The following is an 18,912-nucleotide window of genomic DNA, read 5'->3' on the forward strand; positions in this document are numbered from 1 at the left end:
CCGTGCACAGCGCGCAAGACCACCCCACGCCCCGCGAGGAAGCGCTCGGCCGCATCGCCGGCTCCCTCGTCGTCTCCTGCCAGGCGCTGCCGGGAGAACCGCTGTTCGGCGCCGCCATCATGGCCCGGATGGCCGTGGCCGCCCTCCGGGGAGGCGCGAGCGGGGTACGCGTCAACGGGCCCGAGGACATCGCGGCGGTACGAGCCGCCGTACCCGTGCCCGTGATCGGACTGTGGAAGCAGGGCGACACCGGCGTCTACATCACCCCCACGCTCGCCGCCGCACGCACCGTCGCCGCCGCGGGCGCGGACATCGTCGCGCTCGACGCCACCAGCCGGCCCCGCCCCGACGGCCTCACCCTGACCGAGACGATCACCGCGCTCCACGCCGACGGGGTGCCCGTCATCGCGGACGTCTCCACCGTCGAGGAGGGGATCGCCGCACGCGCGGCGGGCGCGGACGCCGTCGCCACCACCCTCTCCGGCTACACCACCGACGGCCCCGTGCCGCCCGGGCCCGACTTCGAGCTCCTCGCCGAACTCGCCGCCGAGCTCGACGTCCCCGTCATCGCCGAGGGACGCATCTCGACCCCCCAGGAGGCCGCCCGGGCCCTCGCCCTCGGCGCCCACGCCGTGGTCGTCGGTGGCGCGATCACCCGCCCCACCGCCATCACCGAACGCTTCGCCACCGCCCTGCGCGGCGCCGGCGACCCCCTCGCCGAGGAGACACCCGCATGACCACGACGCCGAACGCCCCGACAGCCGAGGCACACCAGGTGGACTGCCACGTCGTCACCCATGTCCACTGGGACCGCGAGTGGTACCGCCCCTTCGAAGCCTTCCGCGCCCGCCTCGTCGAACTCGCCGAACGCGTCTGCACGCAGCTGGACGAGGGCCGGATGAGCGCCTTCCACCTCGATGGGCAGACGATCGTCCTCTCCGACGTGGCCGCGCTGCGCCCCGACCTCGCCGACCGGCTGCGCGCCCACGCCGAAGCCGGACGGCTCACCCTCGGCCCCTGGCACGTACTCGCCGACAACCAGCTCGTCTCCGGCGAGAACCTGGTCCGCAACCTGCTGACCGCGCGCCGCTGGGCCCCCGGCAAGGGCGCCCTCGCCTCGGTCGGCTACTCGCCGGACGCCTTCGGCCACCCCGCCGACCTCCCCAGGCTGCTGAACGGCTTCGGGATGGACACCGCGCTGGTGTGGCGCGGCGCCCCGGACGGGGTCGCACGCTTCCGCTGGCGCTCGCCGGACGGCTCCGAGGTCTTCGCCGTCAACCAGGGGTACCACGGGGCCGAGGTCCTCTGGGGCGCGGGCGACGGCGACGACGCGGCGGACTCCGCCCGTCTGACCGCCTTCCTCGACGGCGAACGCAAGCGACTCGCCCAGGGGCCCTGGCTGTTGATGAACGGCGGGGACCACCTCGCGCCCTCCGACCCCGGGCGGCGGATCGCGTCCCTCGGCGCCGTGGCCGACGCCGAGGGGGCGCGGCTGCGCCAGAGCACCCTTGAGGAGTTCTTCGCCGCGGCCCGGGACGAATCCGTCGTCGGCGCACTTCCGCTGGTGGACGGCGAGTTGCGCCACCCGGCCGGCCACCTGACCTTCATCCTGCCCGGCACCCTGTCCGCGCGGACCTACCTCAAGCAGGCCAACACCGCCGCGCAGAACCTGCTGGAACGCTGGGCGGAACCCCTGGTCGCCCTGCACGCACCGCACGACGCCACCCTCGCCGCCGACCTCCGGCACGCCTGGGAGCTGCTCCTGCGCAACGCCCCGCACGACTCCCTGTGCGGATGCAGCGTCGACGAGGTGCACCGCGAGAACGCCGTCCGCTACGAACGCGTCACGCAGCTCGGCGAGTTGGTGGTCGAGCGCGCCCTGCTGCGCGCCGGCTACGACGTACGCCTCCACGGTGACCGCCCGCACGACGAGGCGCGGCTCGTCGTGGTCAACCCGCACGCCGACACCGCCGCAGGCGTGATCGAGGCCGATGTGCTGACCGCACCCGGCCGCCACCCCGTCGCACTCCTCGACGCGGACGGGAACGGCATACCCTTCGAGGCCGAGCCGCTGGGCGAGGAGACCGCGTTCGCGGCGGACCTCGACCTCCTGCCGGACTCCCGCCCCTCCTTCCGCCACCGCCTCCGCTTCCGCACCCCCGAGCTCACCGGCTTCGGCTGCGACGTCGTACGGGTGGTCCTGGCCGACGCCCCGTTGGCCGAGGCCGAGTTGGCCCTGGCGGACACAGCCGCTCTCGACGCCCCGGACGGGGGCAGCCTCAGCCCGGCCGCCGACGCCTCGCTCACCTGGCTCCGGCCCGACGGCACCCGACAGGCGGGCTACGGGCTGCTCACGGACGGGGGCGACCGCGGAGACACGTACAACTACGACCCCCCGGCCGACGACCGCGTCGTCCGCCCGAGGCTGACCGCCTCCCGGGTGCGGACGTCACCGGTGCGCCAGGTCATGGAGATCGACGCGGTGCTCGACCTCCCGGTGGGCCTGACCGCCACCCGCGAGGCACGGGCCGCCCGCACCCGGGAGGTGCCCGTACGCATCGAGGTGTCGCTGTGGCACGGCGACCCGCTGCTGCGCTGGCGCATCGAGCTCGACAACACGGTGACCGACCACCGCCTGCGGCTGCACGTTCCCGGCCGGGGCGGCGACGGCACCTGGACCGGGGACGGCCACTGGAGCCTCATCGAGCGCCCCATCGCCGCGGACCTGGGCCCCCTGCCCCAGGAGAAGGGGCACGAGGCGGTCTGCGGCTCCGCCCCCGTCCAGAGCCTCGGCGCCCTCGGCCGGGACGAGGACCGCACCGCGCTCATCGCCCCCGGCCTGCCCGAGATGCGCGGCCTCGGCGCCGGCGAGACGCCCACCGGCGCCGACGAGGAGATCGTCGTCACCCTGCTCCGCTCGGTGGGCTGGCTCTCCCGCTTCGACCTGCGCAGCCGGACCACCGGAGCCGGACCGGCACTGCCCACCCCGGAGGCCCAGTGCCAGGGACGGCAGACCTTCGAGGTGGCGATGGCGACGGGCGCCCCGGTGGCGCGCGACCACGACCTGGTACGGACGGCCGCCCGGTTCCGTACCCCGCCGAGGGCCTGGCAGCTCCGCCCGGGCACCGACCCGGTCGGCCACCGCAGCGCCCTCACCGCGCGGGGGGCACTGCTCGGCGCCCTGAAGACGGCGGAGGACGGCAACGGTTTGATCCTCCGCCTCTCCAACCCCGGTGCCGAGAAGCGCGTCGCGCACGTCTCGGCCGCCCCCGGCACCCTGCTCACCCCGGCGCGGCTGGACGAGCGGACGAACGGCGAGGCCCCCGTGCAGGCAGGGGAGGAGGCCGTCGCGTGGCCGCTGGACCCGCACGCGACGCTGACCGTGCGGGTGGTGCCGCCGACCGCCGGGTGATCCGGTGACGAGGGCCGGGGGTGAGCGCCTTGCTCACCCCCGCGCCGGGGCCTCGTTCAGCCAGAGGGCCGCGGTGACGCCGCGAGGGTAGTAGCGGCTGGCCATGACGTCGCCGGCGAGCATCTGATCGCTCCAGGCCCATGCCGCGTTCCCGGCCCGCAGCAGCCAGGAGAGGTGGGCGTCGTCGGCCCTCGCGTCCTGGCTGCCGGACGGCCTGCCCAGGATGTGCCGGGCGACGAACTGGCAGAGGTAGACCTTGCTCAGCCAGGAGTTGTCACTGGTCGCGGACAGCTTCCAACCGCCGTCCGGGAAGAGGCAGATGCCCGGAACGAGCACCGCGTCGACGTGAGTGCGCAGCGCCGCGACGAGCTCGCCGTAGGGGCCGTCCGTCGCGAGCACATCCGTGAGACCGGCCGCCCACAGGTGGGCGAGACCCTCGATCACCGGAAGGGTGACGCCGTGCGAGTCCTCGTCGAGCAGCGCCGGAATGACGCCCCGGTCGTCCCGGTGCGCGAGCACCGTGGATTCGCAGCGCCGTGCCTGCTCCCCGGCGAGCGCCCCCGGCGCACCCGGCAGCGCGCGGGCCAGCCATACATAGGCGGCGAACGTCTTGACCGCCAAGTAGGCGCTGCGCCGCGCCTGCCCGAGGGAGGCGTCCAGGCTGTCGTACGTGGTGATCTCCCCGCTGCTGCCGCACCGGACCCCGTCCAGGCTCATCACTCCGTCCCGCAGCCCGGGATCCGGATGGTCGCGGTTGACCAGGCTCTCAAGGCACCTGCCGAGCAACGGCGTTCGTCGCGCGAGCCAGGCGCTGTCACCCGAGGCATGGACGTAGACGGCGGCGCAGAGCACCCAGTTGACGAGCTGCTCGTGAGACATGTACGAGAACAGGCCATCGGTGCCTGAGCGTTCGTACGAGGAGTGCCCGGGTGGTGAGAACGCGTTGGCGAAACCCATGTCGTGGGTGAAGGCGATGCCCCCGGGGTGGTCGGCCGCCTCACCGGGCAGCCGTGCCCGGTCCTCGTAGGCGTACCGGTCCGCGAACTGGTCGAGTACGTTGCGGATGGTCCACGGATTCTGCTGCGCCTCGAAGAAGACCTGGTCGGCGGTGAGGTCGAAGGTGTTCATCATGCGGTACTCGCCCTCGTTGACCACCCAGAGCGCCGTGCCGGCCTCGTCCAGGGCCTGGGTCGAGGCGAAGTATCCGCGCGTGGCGTGGGCCAGCATGAAGCGCTGCGAGGCGCTCAGATGCGGGGCGTCGAACCGCGCGGAGTCCCGCTCGCAGCGCGACGTGAGCCCGGCGAAGTCGCGGCACGCGTAGTCGGCGACCTCCTCGATCGTCGGGAACCAGCGGGTGTAGAGGTACGAGGTCGTACGCCCCGTGGTGGCCGGTCCCGCGTGGTGGAAGCACACCGCCACCCGCATCGTGCGCCGGGTGCCGGCCGGGACGGTGGCGACGAGGGCACCCGCCGGGCCGAGGCCGAAGCCCCAGTTCGCGCCGTCCGGTGAGTTGACGATGTCCTCCAGGTCGAAGCCGATGGCGGAGCGCACCCCCTCGTCGCCGGTGGCCAGCGCGGTGGAAGCCCCCTGGCCCACCCCGGCGGTCAGCGTTCCGGTCCGTTCGAGGTGACGCATGCCCCGGGTGCGGTCGCCTCCCTGATAGCCGAGGAACACCCGGCGCGCCCGGGTGCCGAGGGTGTTGTCGAGGGTCAGCGCGGCGAAGACCGCCGGCACGAACGCGGCGGCGAGCTGGTCGTCGCCGGCCGTGTCCGGGTCGGGAAGGGGGCCGGTCGGCGACCACACGGTAAAGGCGAGGTCCCCGGCGGTCCAGGTGTCGCGGCCCGCTGTCATGACGCGGGACAGCGCCTCGTCGGGGAAGGCCACGAGCGGACGGTCGCCGACCGCGCCCGTCCGTACGGCCTCGGAGTCGAAACGCAGCCGGTCGTCGGGGGCGGGCGAGAAGAAGGGGAGCGCCTCGAACCGCTCCCCGTCGGCGGACTCGGCGCCGATCCAGACGTTGTCACGGGACGGCCCCGCCAGTTCCAGGCCCAGGCCGCCCTCCGCTCCCCGGTGTCCGAGGGTGAAGGACGCGAAGGCCCCCGCGGGTGAGTGGTGGGTGTTGTAGAAGATCGTTTCCATGGGGGTGTGACATCCCTCGTATTCGGTCGGGCATTTCATTTCCGGGGGTGGTTCACGGGCCGGACCGCAGCTCATGGTTGTGCTGCGCGCGCCGCACGATGTCCTCGAACGCGCGCAGCGCCGCCGAGTCCCCGGCGGGCCCCGGAGGCGCCGTGCCGGGCACCCGGGTGGTCTCGCGGTAGACGGTCGGCGGCATCCCGTACCGGGCCCGGAACCGGCGTGACAGGTGGAAGGGACTCGCGTACCCGCAGGCGCGGGCCACCGCGGCGACCGGCATGTCGCTCTGGTCCAGGAGCGAGGCCACCCGCGTCAGCCGTACCGCCTCGACCGCCGCGACCGGGCCCATACCGAAGGCCTCCGACGCCAGCCGGCACAACCGGCGACGGGAGGACGCCGCCGCCGAGCACAGCGGCTCCAGCCCGATCGGCACGGGCCCCCTCGACTCGGCCCAGACCCGCCCGACCGCCTCGGCGGCGGCGATCAGGGGCCCGGGCAGCCGTACGCCCTCCGCGCTCTCGGGCACCGGGCCGCGCAGCAGGGTGTCGACGAGCAGGGAGACCACGAGGGCCTGACGGGCGTGCGCCCGCGGGAGCGGGTCGCGCTCCAGCCAGAGGACGTACGCGCACCAGCCCCCGAGCGGCCCCTCCCGGGTCAGCGGCCAGCTCCGCACCCCGCCCACCGGCGCACCGTCCGCGAGCGTGAAGTGGACGAAGCCGTGGCTGGAGGACGCGACCGAGTCCCAGACCAGGGTGTCCGGGGCTCCCGGCGGAATCAGCAGGAGCGTTCCCGGCCGCAGCGGCACCCGCTCCGCGCCGCGCGTCCACACCGCGGTGCCCGAGAGCAGCCACACCAACTCCCAGTCGTGCAGCGGCCTTGGGCCGAACACGGCGCCCGGCGGGTAGTCGGCGATGCCCGCCCGGACGGCCGAAACGGCGCCCGGGGCGGCGTGGCACGGACCGTCATCCCCTCGCACGGACGGGTCATGGCCGCCCGGGACACCACTGGTGATGCTGGTGTGCGTTCCGGCTGAACCCCGTACCCCAGGAGTCATGATGACCGTGTCCCCTTCATTCACCGCCGAGCCCACCGCCGAGCCCACCTCCGGGTCCTCCGTCGCGATCGGTGCGCTGGAGGACTTTCCCGCCAACGGCTTCGCGGTGCTCCGCGACCTGTTCTCCGCCGACGAGGTGGACGGCCTCCGGCGTGAGGCGTCGGCCGTCTGCCGGGGCGAGCGGGGCTCCTTCGAAGGGCTCCGGAACGACGGCACCCAGCGGTCCGACGAGGAGGTGATGACGGACTTCCTGGCCATCCACTACCCCCACAAGATCTCCGAGGTGTTCGCCGACGTCATGCGGCACCCCACGGCCGTGCGCGCACTCACCCGGGTCATCGGCCCGAACGTCAAGGCCATGCAGTCCATGCTGTTCATCAAGGCGGCGGGCAAGCCCGGCCAGGCCTGGCACCAGGACGAACACTTCATCCCCACCCGCGACCGCTCCCTGACGGGGCTGTGGATCGCCCTGGACGACGCGACCGTGGAGAACGGCTGTCTGTGGGTCCTGCCGGGCTCGCACCGGCGGGGCGTCCTCTACCCCTCCCGGGTGCAGTCGGACGAGCAGTTCGACTGCAACGGTGAGGCCCACGCCTTCCCGCACAGCGACGACGAAGCGGTGCCGGTGGAGGTCCCCGCCGGTTCGGCGGTGCTGTTCAACGGCTATCTGCTGCACCGGTCGCTCCCCAACACCGCCCGCACCGGACTGCGGCGGGCACTCGTGAACCACTACATGTCCGCCGAGTCCCTGCTTCCCTGGCAGACGCTCCCCGAGGGCACCCACATCGGTGAGCACGACTACCGCGACATCACACTGGTGGCGGGCAGCGACCCGTACGCGTACAAGGGGACCGAGGACATCGCGCGCTCGTACGTCCGCCCGTCCGGCGAGGGCGGCTGCGACCGCTGAGCCGGCGGCGGGTGTGCGGGGAGCCGGGGACGTCGGCTTCCCGCACACCCTGCCTGTGTCATCCGTTGACGAAACCGTTGCCACCGTCCTTGTCCACTCCTCGTACCAGCCAGACGGGGAACTCCTGGCGCAGCACGCGGGCCGAGGTGTCGAAGTACCGCATCGTGTATCCGGCCCGGCGCCGGGGACTGGTGTTGGCCTTCGCGCCGTGGATGATCCGGCTGTCGTGCAACGACGCCTGACCGCGCCGCAGTTCGAGATAGACGGCGCTGCTCTCGTCCACCCCCTCGATCTCCCGCTCGAAGGTGTAGGAGTCTCCGTCGGAGAGTGTCCGGTAGGCGGAGAAGCCGTTGTCGTGGGTACCGGGGATCACCGCCATGCAGCCGTTCTCCCGGTCCACGTCGTCCAGGGCCAGCCACACGGTCACGATGCGGGAGAAATCGCTGAACCGGGACTGCCAGAACGCGGAGTCCTCGTGCCACGGCGTCGGACGCCCGGTCCGGGGCTCCTTGGCGATGAAGTGGCTGGAGAACAGGCCGATGTCCGGTCCGATCAGGGGCTGGACCAGGTCGGCCACCTCCTCGGCCAGGAGGAACTCCAGCAGCCGCTCGTCCTCGATGTGCGGGGTGTCGAGTTCGTCGGTGCGCTTGGTGCCGGCGGCGGACACGTGCTCCTCGAAGATCTCGCCGAGCCGGTCCATGCGGTCCTTGGCGAAGACCTGCTCGGTGAAGCGGTGGTATCCGTCGCGGTGGTAACCCTCGACCTCGGTGCGGGTGAGGCGGCTCATGTCGTGTTCCCTTCGTCGGTGGAGCCACCAGCATGGAACCGGGGCGAGTCCGGCGGTGTGCGCGAAAGCGGGGCCGGATGTGCGCGGTCGCGGCTTCCGAGCGGCGGTGCGGTCAGGAGGCCGCAGCCCGGTAATCGGTCGGCGAACTGCCGGTGGCGGCACGGAAGGCGCGGGCGAAGTGGGACGGGTCGCCGAAGCCGCTCGCCCGGCGGATCCGGCTGATGTCGAGGTCGGTCGTCGCCAGCAGGACGCGCGCCGTGCGCAGCCGTACCTGCTGGATGTGTCCGGTCAGGGTGCGGCCCGTCTCCGCCCTGAACCGCTCCCGCAGATAGGGCGGCGAGAGGTGCGCGACGGCCGCCAGTTCGTCGACGGACAGGGGCTCCGCGTGCCGGCGCTCGATGTGGTCGAGTACCTGGGTGAGCCAAGGGGGGACCGGCCTTTGACCGCCGGGCACCGTGCGGTCGCGGGCCAGGGAGACGACGACCTGGGACACCAGCGCACGGGCCATGATCTGCCGGTGCGGCCGGCTTCCGGTGGTCTCGTCGGCCAGGGCCTCGAAGAGCGCGGGATCGGGCACCTGGCCGACGACGGGGTCGCCCGAGGTCAGCGTGGACAGCATCTTCTCGACATCCCTCGGCATCGTCTGTGCGTCGAAGGTGACATCGATCAGTTCGAGACGGTGTCCCGGCGCGGGTGCCACGGCGTGGAGGGAACTGGGGGAGACCACCAGGACATCACCCCGGGTCAGGGGCAGGGTGCGCCCGTCGACGTGATGGATACCGCTGCCCGAGGTGACGAGGGCCATCTCGTGGAAGTCGTGCCAGTGCGGCCGGTAGGGACGGACCAGCTCCTGGCGGAGGGCGACGACCTCCCCGGGCCTGCGGAATCCGTGTCCGGACAAGCGTGTGAGGATCGTGGAGGTCATGCGCCGGCTCCTGACGGACGTACGAGACGGTTCTCAGGCCGGTGGCGGACCCGTCGCGGGGCCCGCCACCGGCTTACGTGCTACTCCGTTGCCGCTCCGAACCGCAGCAGCTCGTAGGCACCCCGGTCGAAGCCGCCCCCGAGCGGCCGGGGGAGCCCCCGGATGTCACGCGGGACGGCGTCGGAGGCCACCCCCGTGTCGATGGCGGGGGAGCCCGCCCGGGGCCGGAAGTCCGCGCTCCCCGGGTCGACGGTGGCGTTGCGGAACTGCGGATCGGCGATCACGTCGTGCGGCCCCTGGACCGCGGGGGTCGTGCCGTTGAAGTACAGGTTGTAGTCGTAGACGACGCTGGCGGTGTTGTGGCTGGTGCTGTTGGTGGCCTTGCCCTCCCGCGCGTAGGAGACGTTGTTCAGCAGCCGCACGTCGTCGCTGTAGGCCGCGTAGATGTTCGCGTAGTTGAGGTGCGGATTACGGGAGTTGAAGTACGCGGTGTTGTTCACGATGTCCACGTGGGAGCTGCTGAAGGCGTGGATGCCCGAACCCCCGTTGTTGTAGACAACGTTGTCAGCGACGAGGGTGCGGCCCTCGAAGGCAGGCAGGTCGTCGTCCGCGTGCAGCGTCGAGTCGACGATGATCCCGTTGCCGTCCGAATAGCAGTCGCACGCGGCCCACTTCACCTTGGCCTCGTTGTCGTAGGCCACGTTGTTGGTGATCCTGATCTTGTAGCCGGTGCCCGAGGTGTCGACGTCGGACGGGGTGAGCACCGAGATCCCGCTGTTCGCGTAGACGGCGTACCAGGCGTTGCCGTGCACCTTGTTGCGGTCGATGGTGAGGTGGTCACCGCTGTTCTTGAAGCCGATCCCGCCTCCCGCGCAGTCGCTGACCTCGTTCCCCCGGATGGTGATGTCGCTGGGGTGGGCGCCGTCGCTCCCGCGCACGAACAGACAGTTCGTGTTGTACGTCGGATCGGTCTTGCTCGCGTTCTTCTCGGCGTCGGCCAGGTTGAGGTTCTGGTTGTTGCCCTGGATCCTCAGGCCGGTGAACGTGAGGTGCGAGGCGTTCGAGACGAGGATGCCCTGCCAGCCGGTGATGGGGTGGATCACCGGGCGCGCGCCGGGGTAGTTGCGGTACGTGATGGGGGCGCCCGGTGCTCCGGACCGGGTGATGGTCACGACGTCGGACTGGGGCACGCTCTCGGAGTACGTACCGTCCATGATGTATACGGTGTCGCCCGGCAGGGTCCGGTCGGCGGCCGCCTGGATGGTGCGGAACGGGTGCCGGGCGTCGGTCCCGGAGTTGTCGTCCGATCCCTTGACGCTCACGAAGTAGTGCTTCGCGCCGGCGGCCTGCGAGGGGCCGGCACCGAGGGCCAGCGCCGCCGTCGCGAGGACGGTCGCGGCGGCGAGTGCTCGTCTCGTACGCATGGGGGTTCCTTTCACGGGGATGTGCGGGGGCGGATACGGGTCAGGCGGACCCGGGACGCAGGGTGAAGGCGAGAGCGCAGTCCCGTAGCGGCTCACGGGTGCGCACGACCACACGCCGGGCGAGGCGCGGCTCTCCGAACCTCGGCGCGAACTCCTCGGTGTCGACGTGTACGTCGACATCCGGACGGTCCGGCAGCTCGATGGTCAGCACGGCTTGCTCGCCGCGCAGGACGACGTGCCCGGGAGTGATCTCGACCGCGGCGTAGGTGGTGAACGCCGTCTCCGCGGTGCGGGGGGAGTCGAAGGTGAAGGAGTCGGTGAGGCGGATGAAGGGCTCAGGACCGCGTTGCAGTTTCAGGGTGCGGTGCAGGGCCTTCAGGGCGGTTTCGGCTTCGGTGGGGTAGGCGGCGGTGAGGTCGTAGGCGACCTCGTCGTACTCCTCGCTCTGCCGGACGGCCAGGACGTGCGCGGTGTGGGCGGAGCCCGCCTCCTGCTCCGCACCTGCGGGGCGGGGCACGGAGTGGCCCCGCGAGGAGTTCACGAACTGCTCGTAGCGGTGCTCGTTGAAGTAGTCCCGCGTGTACAGCCCCGCGCCGGGGTCCACGACGAGGTCTTCGCCGCCGGCGCGCACGATGAGGGACCCGAGGTCGTTCTGATTGTGCAGCTCGTCGTTGCGCCCTCCCTTGACGGCCGCCGTGAGGGCGTCGGGGTCGTCGGGGTCGGCGCGTGTGATCAGCCATTGGATGCCCCGGAACCAGTCCGACCGCCTGACCGGCGGGTAGGGGCGGACCCCGGCCCGGCGCCCCTCGCTGAGCACGGAGCGCAGGGCGGTGGTGGCCGCCGAGTTGGTGCGCTTCCAGGTCCAGGTGGCGGACGGCCCGGACCCGAGGTCGTTCAGGCCCTCTTCCCCGAACCGGGTCCCCAGGTCGTGCAGGAGCCAGCCGGGGAAATCCGTACGGCTGTCGACGTCCGAGAAGGTCACCCAGGAGGCGGCGGTGAGCCGGGACCGCAGCGGGAAACGCGCGATGTCGGCGACGACCGGGGTCTTGAACCAGTTCCAGCTGCCTCCGGTGCGCCGCTCGACCAGGTCGGCCAGCTGGCAGAACGAGCCGAAGCCGAACATCCAGTAGCCGACGCCCTCGCTGGTGCCCCCGTCGGGGTCGAAGGTCCCCAGGTAGTCCTCCATCGAGCGGGCCGCCTTCGCGAGGATGCGGGCGAGGCGGTCGGCGTCCTGTTCGAGGTAACAGGCCGCCCCGGCGGCCCCGAGACCGCAGACCGCCGTCCAGTTGCTCACTCCGGTGTCGGCCGTCCCGTACAGCCAGCGCCATGCGTCGTTCTCCAGGTAGGGAGTGATGACGCGCCGGTCGGCCTCGGTGCGGATGCGGTCGGCCACGGGGCCGGGCAGGGCGTCGCCGAGCACGGCGAGCGTCTCGGCCAGCCCGACCGCGGTGAGAGCCGAGAAGAGGTCGACCACGGGATCGCCGGGGTCGGGGAACTCGGTCGGCTCATGGGCGGGGAACGACCAGGAGGTCTCCTCGCAGATCATCCAGACGACGTCGACCAACGCGTCGAGCACCTCGTCGGTGGGGCGCAGACAGTAGCCCACCAGCAGATCGGCGAGCATGTCGCGGCGCTCGTACCACGGGTTCTCGTAGGGCAGCCGCTCCCCGGTGCGGAGGAACGCCCGCCACAGGGACGACGTCAGGTGCGGCACGGGACGTCCGGCCGCCTCCCGCGCCGCCTCGGTCAGCGCCGTGGCCGCCGGGCCCAGCCGCTTCGCCACCGCGTCCCAGGACGCGCGGTCCTCGGCCCGGGGGAAGAGGAACCACTCGGACGGGGCCGATACGAGCAGGGCCCGGACCTCGGAGGCGCAACGCCGGGGAAGCCGGGCTGCCGCGGCGTCCCAGGCGGTGACACTGTCCGGCCGCGCGGGAGGCGGAGCCGTTTCGACGGATGCGTGGTCAGCCATGGATGAGTGCCTCCTGAAGTTCCTTGCGGATGTGGTCGCCGGCGGTGATTCCGCTGCCGATTGCGGCGGTGGAGGAATGTGCGGTCTCCCGCGTCGGCGTCGCCTTCCGCGCACCGGCCGGTTCGGGCCGGGTGGGGTGCGTGGGCCGGGGGTTCGCTCGGGATGGCGGGAGGCGGAGCCGCGACCTGCCGAAACCCGTGTGAACAAGAGGTTAAAACCTTTACGGAAACGACGTCAATGCCCGGGACCGCTACAACACCGGCGTATCCGGAAGAGGCTCCACGTGCCGCAGTCCGGTGATCCCGCGCGAGGCGAGATAGGCGCTGTCGCGGGCGCGCTCGGCCGTCACGACGGCAGGGCGGACCCCCTCGTCGATCAGCGCGAAGAAAGCCTCCGCCACATCGAGTCCGGCCTCCCCGGACTCCGGGACGACCAGAGCGGTGGTACGCCGCAGAGGCGTCGGGGGGGTGTCGCGGAACTCCGCGATGAGGTCGGCGATCCTACGGCCCGCCGGCTTGACCTGGTTGTCCACGGTGAGGAGGCCGAGCTCGTACTCGTACTCCACGAAGCCGGTCAGGCGCCGGTCGACGTCGTGGCTGCCCCACCAGGTGCAGCCCCAGATGCCGGACGTGGAGACGGTGTTGCGCACGAATGCCTCGGCCCAGCCGGGGATGGACTCCCGGGCCCGCTCGGCGGGCGACGCACCGAACTCCTGGAGCCACTTGGGCCGGCCGGGCCGCTCGGCGAACGCCTCGGCCAGCTCGGACATGTACTCGCCGAGATGGAGCGTGCCCGTGCCGTCGGGACCGTGCTTCTCCAGGATCCCCGTCCAGTACGGGTAGCTGTGGAAGACGCTGGCGCTGCCGCTGCTCGCCACCCCGTGCCGGGAGAACGTCCGGCCCGCCAGCCACGGCAGGTGGTCGATCCCGTTGACGTGGAAGCGGCCAGGCGCGATGCGCTCGCAGTGGTCCAGCAGGCGCGCCGCCCAGCGGTCCCCGACCTCGGTCGGGATGCCGTCGTTGATGACGGAGACCTCGTTGCCCAGGTCGAAGCCGAGGAAGCGCGGGTGCGTGCCCACCGCTTCACCGAGCGCGTCGAAGAGCCGCAGCTCCGCCTGGACCGCGTCCTCGTCCGCGATCATGCTCCGTTCACCCAGCCAGGCCGGCCGGAACGTGAAGCCGCTGAGCCATCCGTCCAGGACGCTGATGCTCACGTCGAGTCCGGTGTCCGGCCGGTCGGCCAGGTCGAGCAGTTCCTCCAGGTGCCGCAGCGCCTGGGGGCTGACCATCGTCGGATTGGGCTGGAACACCGGCCAGATCACCTGGATCCGGATGTGGTCCATGCCGAGCGCGGCGATGGCGCGCAGGTCCGACAGGACGGACTCGGTGTCCCAGTCGGTCCAGCAGTACCACCAGTTGCGGCTGGGTACGTAGTTGACCCCGAAGCGGGGGCCGGTGTTGGGCTGGTCGTTCATGAGGTTCTCCGGAACGCTGGAAGTGCTGCCGCCGGCCGGACGGGCCGGCGGAGGTATCAAAGGGTGCTGCCGGTCCCGGCCTGCTCACGGAGAGCGGCCTTCCCGCGCAGGCGCAGGATCTGGACGAGCCCGAGCGCTGTGGTCGCGTACGGGATGAGGAAGGCGACACGGAAGGCCGCCGGGGAGTAACCGTCCGAACCGGACGGCGTGAGCAGGTCGAGCGCCGCTCCCATCCCCAGGAGCGCGATGATGGTGGCGGTGAAGCCGCCCATGATGACCATTCCGGCCGCGGTCGCCGCCCGGGCCGGGGGGTTCACCGGGCGGGCGTAGTCGAGCCCGATGAGCGAGGCGGGGCCGTTGCCGCCGAGGACGACGGCCAGCACCACCAGCAGCCAGAGCGGGGTGTGCCCCGGTGCCAGGCCCAGGACCGCGGCCCACAGCACGCAGGTGGTGAGGACCACGGCCAGCATCAGCGGGGTCCGGACACCCGGGCGGCGCGAGAGCAACTGGCCGAAGAACAGCGAGTACCCCATGCCGGTCACGACGACGAGGCCCAGCAGCGACCCCGCCGTCGAGCGGCTGAGGCCCTGGCCGTCGACCAGATAGGGCAGGCCCCAGAGCAGGAGGAACGGGGACGCCCAGCAGGAGGTCGTGAAGTGCACCCACATGCCGAGCCTGGTACCGGGTTCCCGCCACGCCTCCCTGACCTGCGTCCCCAGGGCCGCGGCCGTCACCGCGCGGCCCGGGCGCCCGGAGCGCGGCCGGGCCCACCACCGCCCGCCCGACAGCGGCGGCGGGGTGTCCGGGGACTTGCGGAGGAACAGCAGGACCACCGCAAGCGCCACACACCCGGGCAGACCGGTGACCACGAACGTGACCGTCCACCCCAGGAGCGGCAGCATGGAGGTGAGCGCGGTGACGGCGAACAGGTTGCCCAGGGTGCCGACCAGACCGGTGAGCTGGGCGACGAAGGGAGCCCGGCGGGCGGGGAACCAGTCGGCGACGATACGGAGCACGCTCACGAAGATCATGGCGTCGCCGCAGCCGAGCGCGGTGCGCGAGACGAGGGCCGTCGCGAAGTCCGTCGAGAAGGCGAAGCCGAGCTGTCCGGCGACCAGGAGCACCAGCCCGGTGGCGAGCACCTGCCGGGGCCCGCGCCGGTCGATGGCCAGTCCGACCGGGATCTGCGCCACCGCGTACACCAGGACCTGGAAGACGGGAAAGGCGGACAGCGCCGAGGCGCTGATACCGAAGCGCTCGGCCGCGTCCAGCCCCGCCGCGCCCAGGCTGGTGCGCTGCGCCACGGCGAAGACATAGACGGCGACCCCGATGCCCCAGGCCGCCCAGGCACCGAGGGACCCCGCCGGCTGTCGCCCCGGCGCGCTCTCCGCTACGCGTGGCCGGCGGCGGGCCCTCGACGGCTGTTGCACGGTGGTTCCCCTCCCTCGTGGCGTTCGGTCAGTTGCGCCGGCCGGCGCGAGCGCCACGGCCGAGGCGTGCGAGCAGCAGGAATCCGGCACCGGCGGCCACGGTGACGGCTGCCCAAACGGCCCAGGTGCTCGTCGTGGCGCCGGTCGAGGCCAGTTCGGTGTGCGAGGCGGTGTCGGATGCGGCGTCCGCCCGCGTGTCGGCGTGGCCCTGGGGTTCCGCCCCGGTGCTCTCCGCCGTGCGCTCGTAGGCGCCCCGGTCGTAACCGCTGCCGGCCGGGCGGCCGTTGCCGTCGAGGTCCTTGTCGACCGCGGGGAACGCCGCGCCGCTGTCCACGGCGGGCGAGTCCGCCCGGAGGCGGAAGTCCGCGGTGGAGGGGTCGGTGCCGGGGTTCACCAGTTTCGGGTCCGCCACCAGGTCGTGCGGTCCGGTGGTCTCGGGCGCGGCCCCGTTGAAGTAGATGTTGGAGTCGTAGGTGACGTTCTGGTTGCCCGAGGTGAGGTTGGTCGGTTTGCCCGCGCGGGCGTAGGAGATGTTGTCGAGGAGGCGCACGTCCGTGCTCTGGAGGGCGTACACGTTCGCGTATCCGGTCTGCCGGGACGACCGGGAGTTGTAGTACGCGGTGTTGCCGACGATGTCCACGTGCTGGGACTTGAACGAGTGGATACCCGAACCGCCGTTGTCGAAGGAGAGGTTGTTCGCGACGAGGACCCGCCCGTTGTAGTCGGCCCCTTCGCCGGCCGGCTTGCCCTTCAGGGTGTCGACGATGATGCCGTTCCCGTCGGAGTAGCAGTCGCAGTCATGCCACTTGATCTTGGTCTCGTTGTCGTTGACCACGTTGTCGGTGATGCGGATCTTGTACGTGCCGGGGTCGCCCTTGTCGCTGTCGAGCGCGCGCAGGATCGAGATCCCGCTGGTGGCGTACACGTTGTACCAGGAGGTCGTGTGGACGCGGTTGTGGTCGATGGTGACGTGGTCGGCGTCGATGGCGGAGATGCCGCCACCCGGGCAGTCGTGCACGTCGTTGCCGATGATGTCGATGTGGTGCGACTGGAGCCCGGTCGTCGTGTTCTTGTACGCGGCGACGCAGTTGGTGTTGAACTTCGGTTTCCCCGGCACGGCGTGGGCCTCCGCGTCGGCGAGGGTGAGGTGGGGTATGTCGCCCGCCACCTCCAGCCCTTGGATCCTGATGTAGGAGGCGCCGGAGATGTTGATCCCGTTCCAGCCGGTGACGGGGTGGATCACCGGGTGGTCACCGGGGTACGGCTTGTAGGTGATCGGCAGACCGGCGCTGCCGGAACGCCTGATGGTCAGGACGTCCTGGCCGTCGGCCGACTCGGTGTAGGTGCCCTTCATGATCGACACGGTGTCGCCGGGTTTCGTGAGGTCGGCCGCCTTCTGGAGGGTCTTGAACGGCAGACCGGCCGACGTGCCCGGGTTGGTGTCCGATCCGGAAGGGCTGACGTAGTACGTGGTCGAGGCCGCCTGAGCCGGGGTGGCGCCGGCCAGGGCCATCGGGAGCGACAGGGTGCCGAGCGCGGCGGCGCTGCCTGCGATACGGAGTCGGGTGCGGCTCATCTGGGTACCTTTCGTCCCCGGCACCGCTGATGCGAGGCGGCCCCGGGGCACAGGGGGACAACAGTGGGGGGTGCTCGCCGTACCGTCGCGAGCGGACATCCGGCCGGACATGAGGCGGTGCGGCCGTGCGGGTGCGGGACGACTGTGGCAGATCGTCGCCGTGATCACAAGAAAGCGTTCTCGGGAAAGTTTTCAGCCCTTCCGCGCCCCGGGTCGCGTCAACTGCCGCATTTCACAGGGTTGATGACCCTGTCAGGGGTCCGTTTTCCCAGGCCATCGTGGAGGTTCAACGAGGTGTTGACCTTGTTCCAGAAAACCTTTTAAGGTCTCTTGTGAGACGTGCGTGCGAACGCGGGCCAGTGGTCCGCCCCGACTCCCCAGGAGCCATGGTGAACACCTTCGACCCGATCGCGCCGGTCGCCGTGCCCGGACTTCCCGACCGCTTCCTCTGGGGCGTCGCCACCTCCGCGTACCAGATCGAGGGCGCCGCGGCCGAGGACGGGAGGACCGACTCCATCTGGGACACCTTCACCCGCGAACCCGGGGCCGTCGCGGACCGCAGCAGCGGTGCGACGGCCGCCGACCACTACCACCGCATGCCGCAGGACGTCGCGATGATCGCGGACCTGGGGGTGGACGTGTACCGCTTCTCCGTGTCGTGGCCCCGCGTCCAGCCGGGCGGCACGGGACCCGTCAATCCGCGGGGAATCGCCTTCTACGACCGTTTGGTCGACGAACTCCTGGGCCGCGGCGTACGCCCCTGGCTCACCCTCTACCACTGGGACCTGCCGCAGGAGCTGGAGGACGCCGGCGGCTGGCCCGCCCGCGACACGGCCCACCGGTTCGCCGACTACGCGGCGCTCGTCCATGAGGCGCTGGGCGACCGCGTGAGCGACTGGAGCACGCTGAACGAACCCGGGGTCGCGGCGGTCTGCGGATACGCGAACGCTAGCCACGCCCCGGGGCGCCGCGACTTCGCGGCCTCCCTCGACGCCACCCACCACCTGCTGCTGGCGCACGGACTGGCGGCCGGCCGGCTGCGCGAGAACGCCACCGCGCCGATCGAGGTCGGCATCACGCTCGACCTCGCCGACGACGTCGCCGCGAGCACCCGGCCGGAGGACCAGGAGGCGCTGCGGCGCTGGGACGGTTTCTCCAACTGCCTGTTCCTCGACCCGCTGCTGCGGGGCTCGTATCCCGAGGACGTCGTCGGCCGGCTGGCGCGGACCGGCCACCGGCTCCCCGTCGAGGACGGCGACCTGGAACTGATCGCCGCTCCGGTCGACGTCCTCGGCGTGAACTACTACCGCTACGACACCGTCGCCGCCACCGGGCAGCCGGCCGGGGAGGCGGGCTACGAGCAAGGCATCAGGATGGTGGACACGGGTCTGCCGCGCACCGCGATGGGCTGGAACATCGTGCCCGACGGCCTGGAGCGGATCCTGCTCCGCCTGTCCCGCGAGTACCCCGGCACTCCTCTCGTCGTCACGGAGAACGGAGCCGCCTTCGACGACACCGTCGCCGGTGACGGTGCCGTCCACGACGTGCGGCGGACCGCCTACCTGCGCGACCACATCGCGGCCGTGGCGCGGGCCCGCGCGGCGGGCGCCGACGTCCGGGGCTACTTCGCGTGGTCGCTGATGGACAACTTCGAGTGGGCCGAGGGATACCGCAAGCGCTTCGGGCTGATCCGCGTCGACTACGCCACGCAACAGCGCATAATCAAGGACAGTGCCCACTGGTACCGCGAGACCATCCGTCTGTCCCGCGGAGACCGGGGCCGCTGACGGGGCCGCCGACCGGGCACGGCCCCCG

The 18,912-nt window shown here is 71.8% G+C and carries 13 protein-coding genes; 4 read left to right on the forward strand and 9 right to left on the reverse strand.

What is annotated here, in order from left to right; translation table 11 throughout:
• Nucleotides 1-2 precede the first annotated feature (2 nt).
• Together ACIQZN_RS01645 and ACIQZN_RS01650 are read left to right on the forward strand one after the other, a co-directional pair.
• On the forward strand, nt 3-737 hold the full coding sequence (locus ACIQZN_RS01645; RefSeq protein WP_403986781.1) for an N-acetylmannosamine-6-phosphate 2-epimerase: 735 nt from the start codon (nt 3-5) through the stop codon (nt 735-737).
• Nucleotides 734-3,412 (forward strand): hypothetical protein, encoded by a 2,679-nt coding sequence (locus ACIQZN_RS01650; RefSeq protein ID WP_403986784.1) that lies wholly within the window; start codon nt 734-736, stop codon nt 3,410-3,412. The genes ACIQZN_RS01645 and ACIQZN_RS01650 overlap by 4 nt, the downstream gene beginning before the upstream one ends.
• Before the next feature lie 33 nt (nt 3,413-3,445).
• Here the strand turns inward: ACIQZN_RS01650 and ACIQZN_RS01655 are convergent, their stop codons facing one another.
• Nucleotides 3,446-5,551: a glycoside hydrolase family 52 protein gene (locus ACIQZN_RS01655; RefSeq protein WP_403986787.1), complete on the reverse strand. Its 2,106-nt coding sequence runs from the start codon at nt 5,549-5,551 to the stop codon at nt 3,446-3,448.
• Nucleotides 5,552-5,603: 52 nt separating this feature from the next.
• On the reverse strand, nt 5,604-6,524 hold the full coding sequence (locus ACIQZN_RS01660) for a helix-turn-helix domain-containing protein (RefSeq protein ID WP_403986790.1): 921 nt from the start codon (nt 6,522-6,524) through the stop codon (nt 5,604-5,606).
• A gap of 85 nt (nt 6,525-6,609) precedes the next feature.
• On the opposite strand from ACIQZN_RS01660, the gene ACIQZN_RS01665 reads away from it, so the two are divergent.
• Nucleotides 6,610-7,512 (forward strand): phytanoyl-CoA dioxygenase family protein, encoded by a 903-nt coding sequence (locus tag ACIQZN_RS01665; protein WP_403986793.1) that lies wholly within the window; start codon nt 6,610-6,612, stop codon nt 7,510-7,512.
• Nucleotides 7,513-7,570: 58 nt separating this feature from the next.
• Here the strand turns inward: ACIQZN_RS01665 and ACIQZN_RS01670 are convergent, their stop codons facing one another.
• The 7 genes from ACIQZN_RS01670 to ACIQZN_RS01700 all read right to left on the reverse strand — a co-directional run bounded on the left by ACIQZN_RS01670 (nt 7,571) and on the right by ACIQZN_RS01700 (nt 17,097).
• Nucleotides 7,571-8,299: a phytanoyl-CoA dioxygenase family protein gene (locus ACIQZN_RS01670; protein WP_403986796.1), complete on the reverse strand. Its 729-nt coding sequence runs from the start codon at nt 8,297-8,299 to the stop codon at nt 7,571-7,573.
• A 112-nt stretch (nt 8,300-8,411) separates the two neighbouring features.
• Nucleotides 8,412-9,224, reverse strand: a complete 813-nt coding sequence (locus ACIQZN_RS01675) for a helix-turn-helix domain-containing protein (protein ID WP_403986799.1) — start codon at nt 9,222-9,224, stop codon at nt 8,412-8,414.
• Between the two features lie 80 nt (nt 9,225-9,304).
• Nucleotides 9,305-10,648 (reverse strand): right-handed parallel beta-helix repeat-containing protein, encoded by a 1,344-nt coding sequence (locus tag ACIQZN_RS01680; protein WP_403986802.1) that lies wholly within the window; start codon nt 10,646-10,648, stop codon nt 9,305-9,307.
• 40 nt (nt 10,649-10,688) lie between these two features.
• On the reverse strand, nt 10,689-12,617 hold the full coding sequence (locus ACIQZN_RS01685; protein WP_403986805.1) for a heparinase II/III family protein: 1,929 nt from the start codon (nt 12,615-12,617) through the stop codon (nt 10,689-10,691).
• A 250-nt stretch (nt 12,618-12,867) separates the two neighbouring features.
• A complete protein-coding gene (locus ACIQZN_RS01690; RefSeq protein WP_403986808.1) occupies nt 12,868-14,091 on the reverse strand; it encodes a glycosyl hydrolase in 1,224 nt (407 codons plus the stop codon).
• A gap of 56 nt (nt 14,092-14,147) precedes the next feature.
• Nucleotides 14,148-15,521, reverse strand: a complete 1,374-nt coding sequence (locus ACIQZN_RS01695; protein ID WP_403986811.1) for a nitrate/nitrite transporter — start codon at nt 15,519-15,521, stop codon at nt 14,148-14,150.
• A 28-nt stretch (nt 15,522-15,549) separates the two neighbouring features.
• Nucleotides 15,550-17,097 (reverse strand): choice-of-anchor Q domain-containing protein, encoded by a 1,548-nt coding sequence (locus ACIQZN_RS01700; protein ID WP_403986814.1) that lies wholly within the window; start codon nt 17,095-17,097, stop codon nt 15,550-15,552.
• 386 nt (nt 17,098-17,483) lie between these two features.
• On the opposite strand from ACIQZN_RS01700, the gene ACIQZN_RS01705 reads away from it, so the two are divergent.
• Entirely contained in the window at nt 17,484-18,884 is a 1,401-nt protein-coding gene (locus ACIQZN_RS01705; RefSeq protein WP_403986817.1) for a GH1 family beta-glucosidase, read from the forward strand.
• Nucleotides 18,885-18,912 lie beyond the last annotated feature (28 nt).

The organism is Streptomyces sp. NPDC097595, assembly GCF_044761525.1.
GTDB classification, from domain to species: Bacteria; Actinomycetota; Actinomycetes; order Streptomycetales; family Streptomycetaceae; genus Streptomyces; species Streptomyces drozdowiczii_A.

What these genes read in the sequence shown, in the direction of transcription:
- ACIQZN_RS01670 (WP_403986796.1), bottom strand. Translation starts at nt 8,299, where the DNA reads ATGAGCCGCCTCACCCGCACCGAGGTCGAGGGTTACCACCGCGACGGA.
- ACIQZN_RS01655 (WP_403986787.1), bottom strand. Translation starts at nt 5,551, where the DNA reads ATGGAAACGATCTTCTACAACACCCACCACTCACCCGCGGGGGCCTTC.
- ACIQZN_RS01680 (WP_403986802.1), bottom strand. Translation starts at nt 10,648, where the DNA reads ATGCGTACGAGACGAGCACTCGCCGCCGCGACCGTCCTCGCGACGGCG.
- ACIQZN_RS01685 (WP_403986805.1), bottom strand. Translation starts at nt 12,617, where the DNA reads ATGGCTGACCACGCATCCGTCGAAACGGCTCCGCCTCCCGCGCGGCCG.
- ACIQZN_RS01650 (WP_403986784.1), top strand. Translation starts at nt 734, where the DNA reads ATGACCACGACGCCGAACGCCCCGACAGCCGAGGCACACCAGGTGGAC.
- ACIQZN_RS01690 (WP_403986808.1), bottom strand. Translation starts at nt 14,091, where the DNA reads ATGAACGACCAGCCCAACACCGGCCCCCGCTTCGGGGTCAACTACGTA.
- ACIQZN_RS01705 (WP_403986817.1), top strand. Translation starts at nt 17,484, where the DNA reads ATGGTGAACACCTTCGACCCGATCGCGCCGGTCGCCGTGCCCGGACTT.
- ACIQZN_RS01675 (WP_403986799.1), bottom strand. Translation starts at nt 9,224, where the DNA reads ATGACCTCCACGATCCTCACACGCTTGTCCGGACACGGATTCCGCAGG.
- ACIQZN_RS01700 (WP_403986814.1), bottom strand. Translation starts at nt 17,097, where the DNA reads ATGAGCCGCACCCGACTCCGTATCGCAGGCAGCGCCGCCGCGCTCGGC.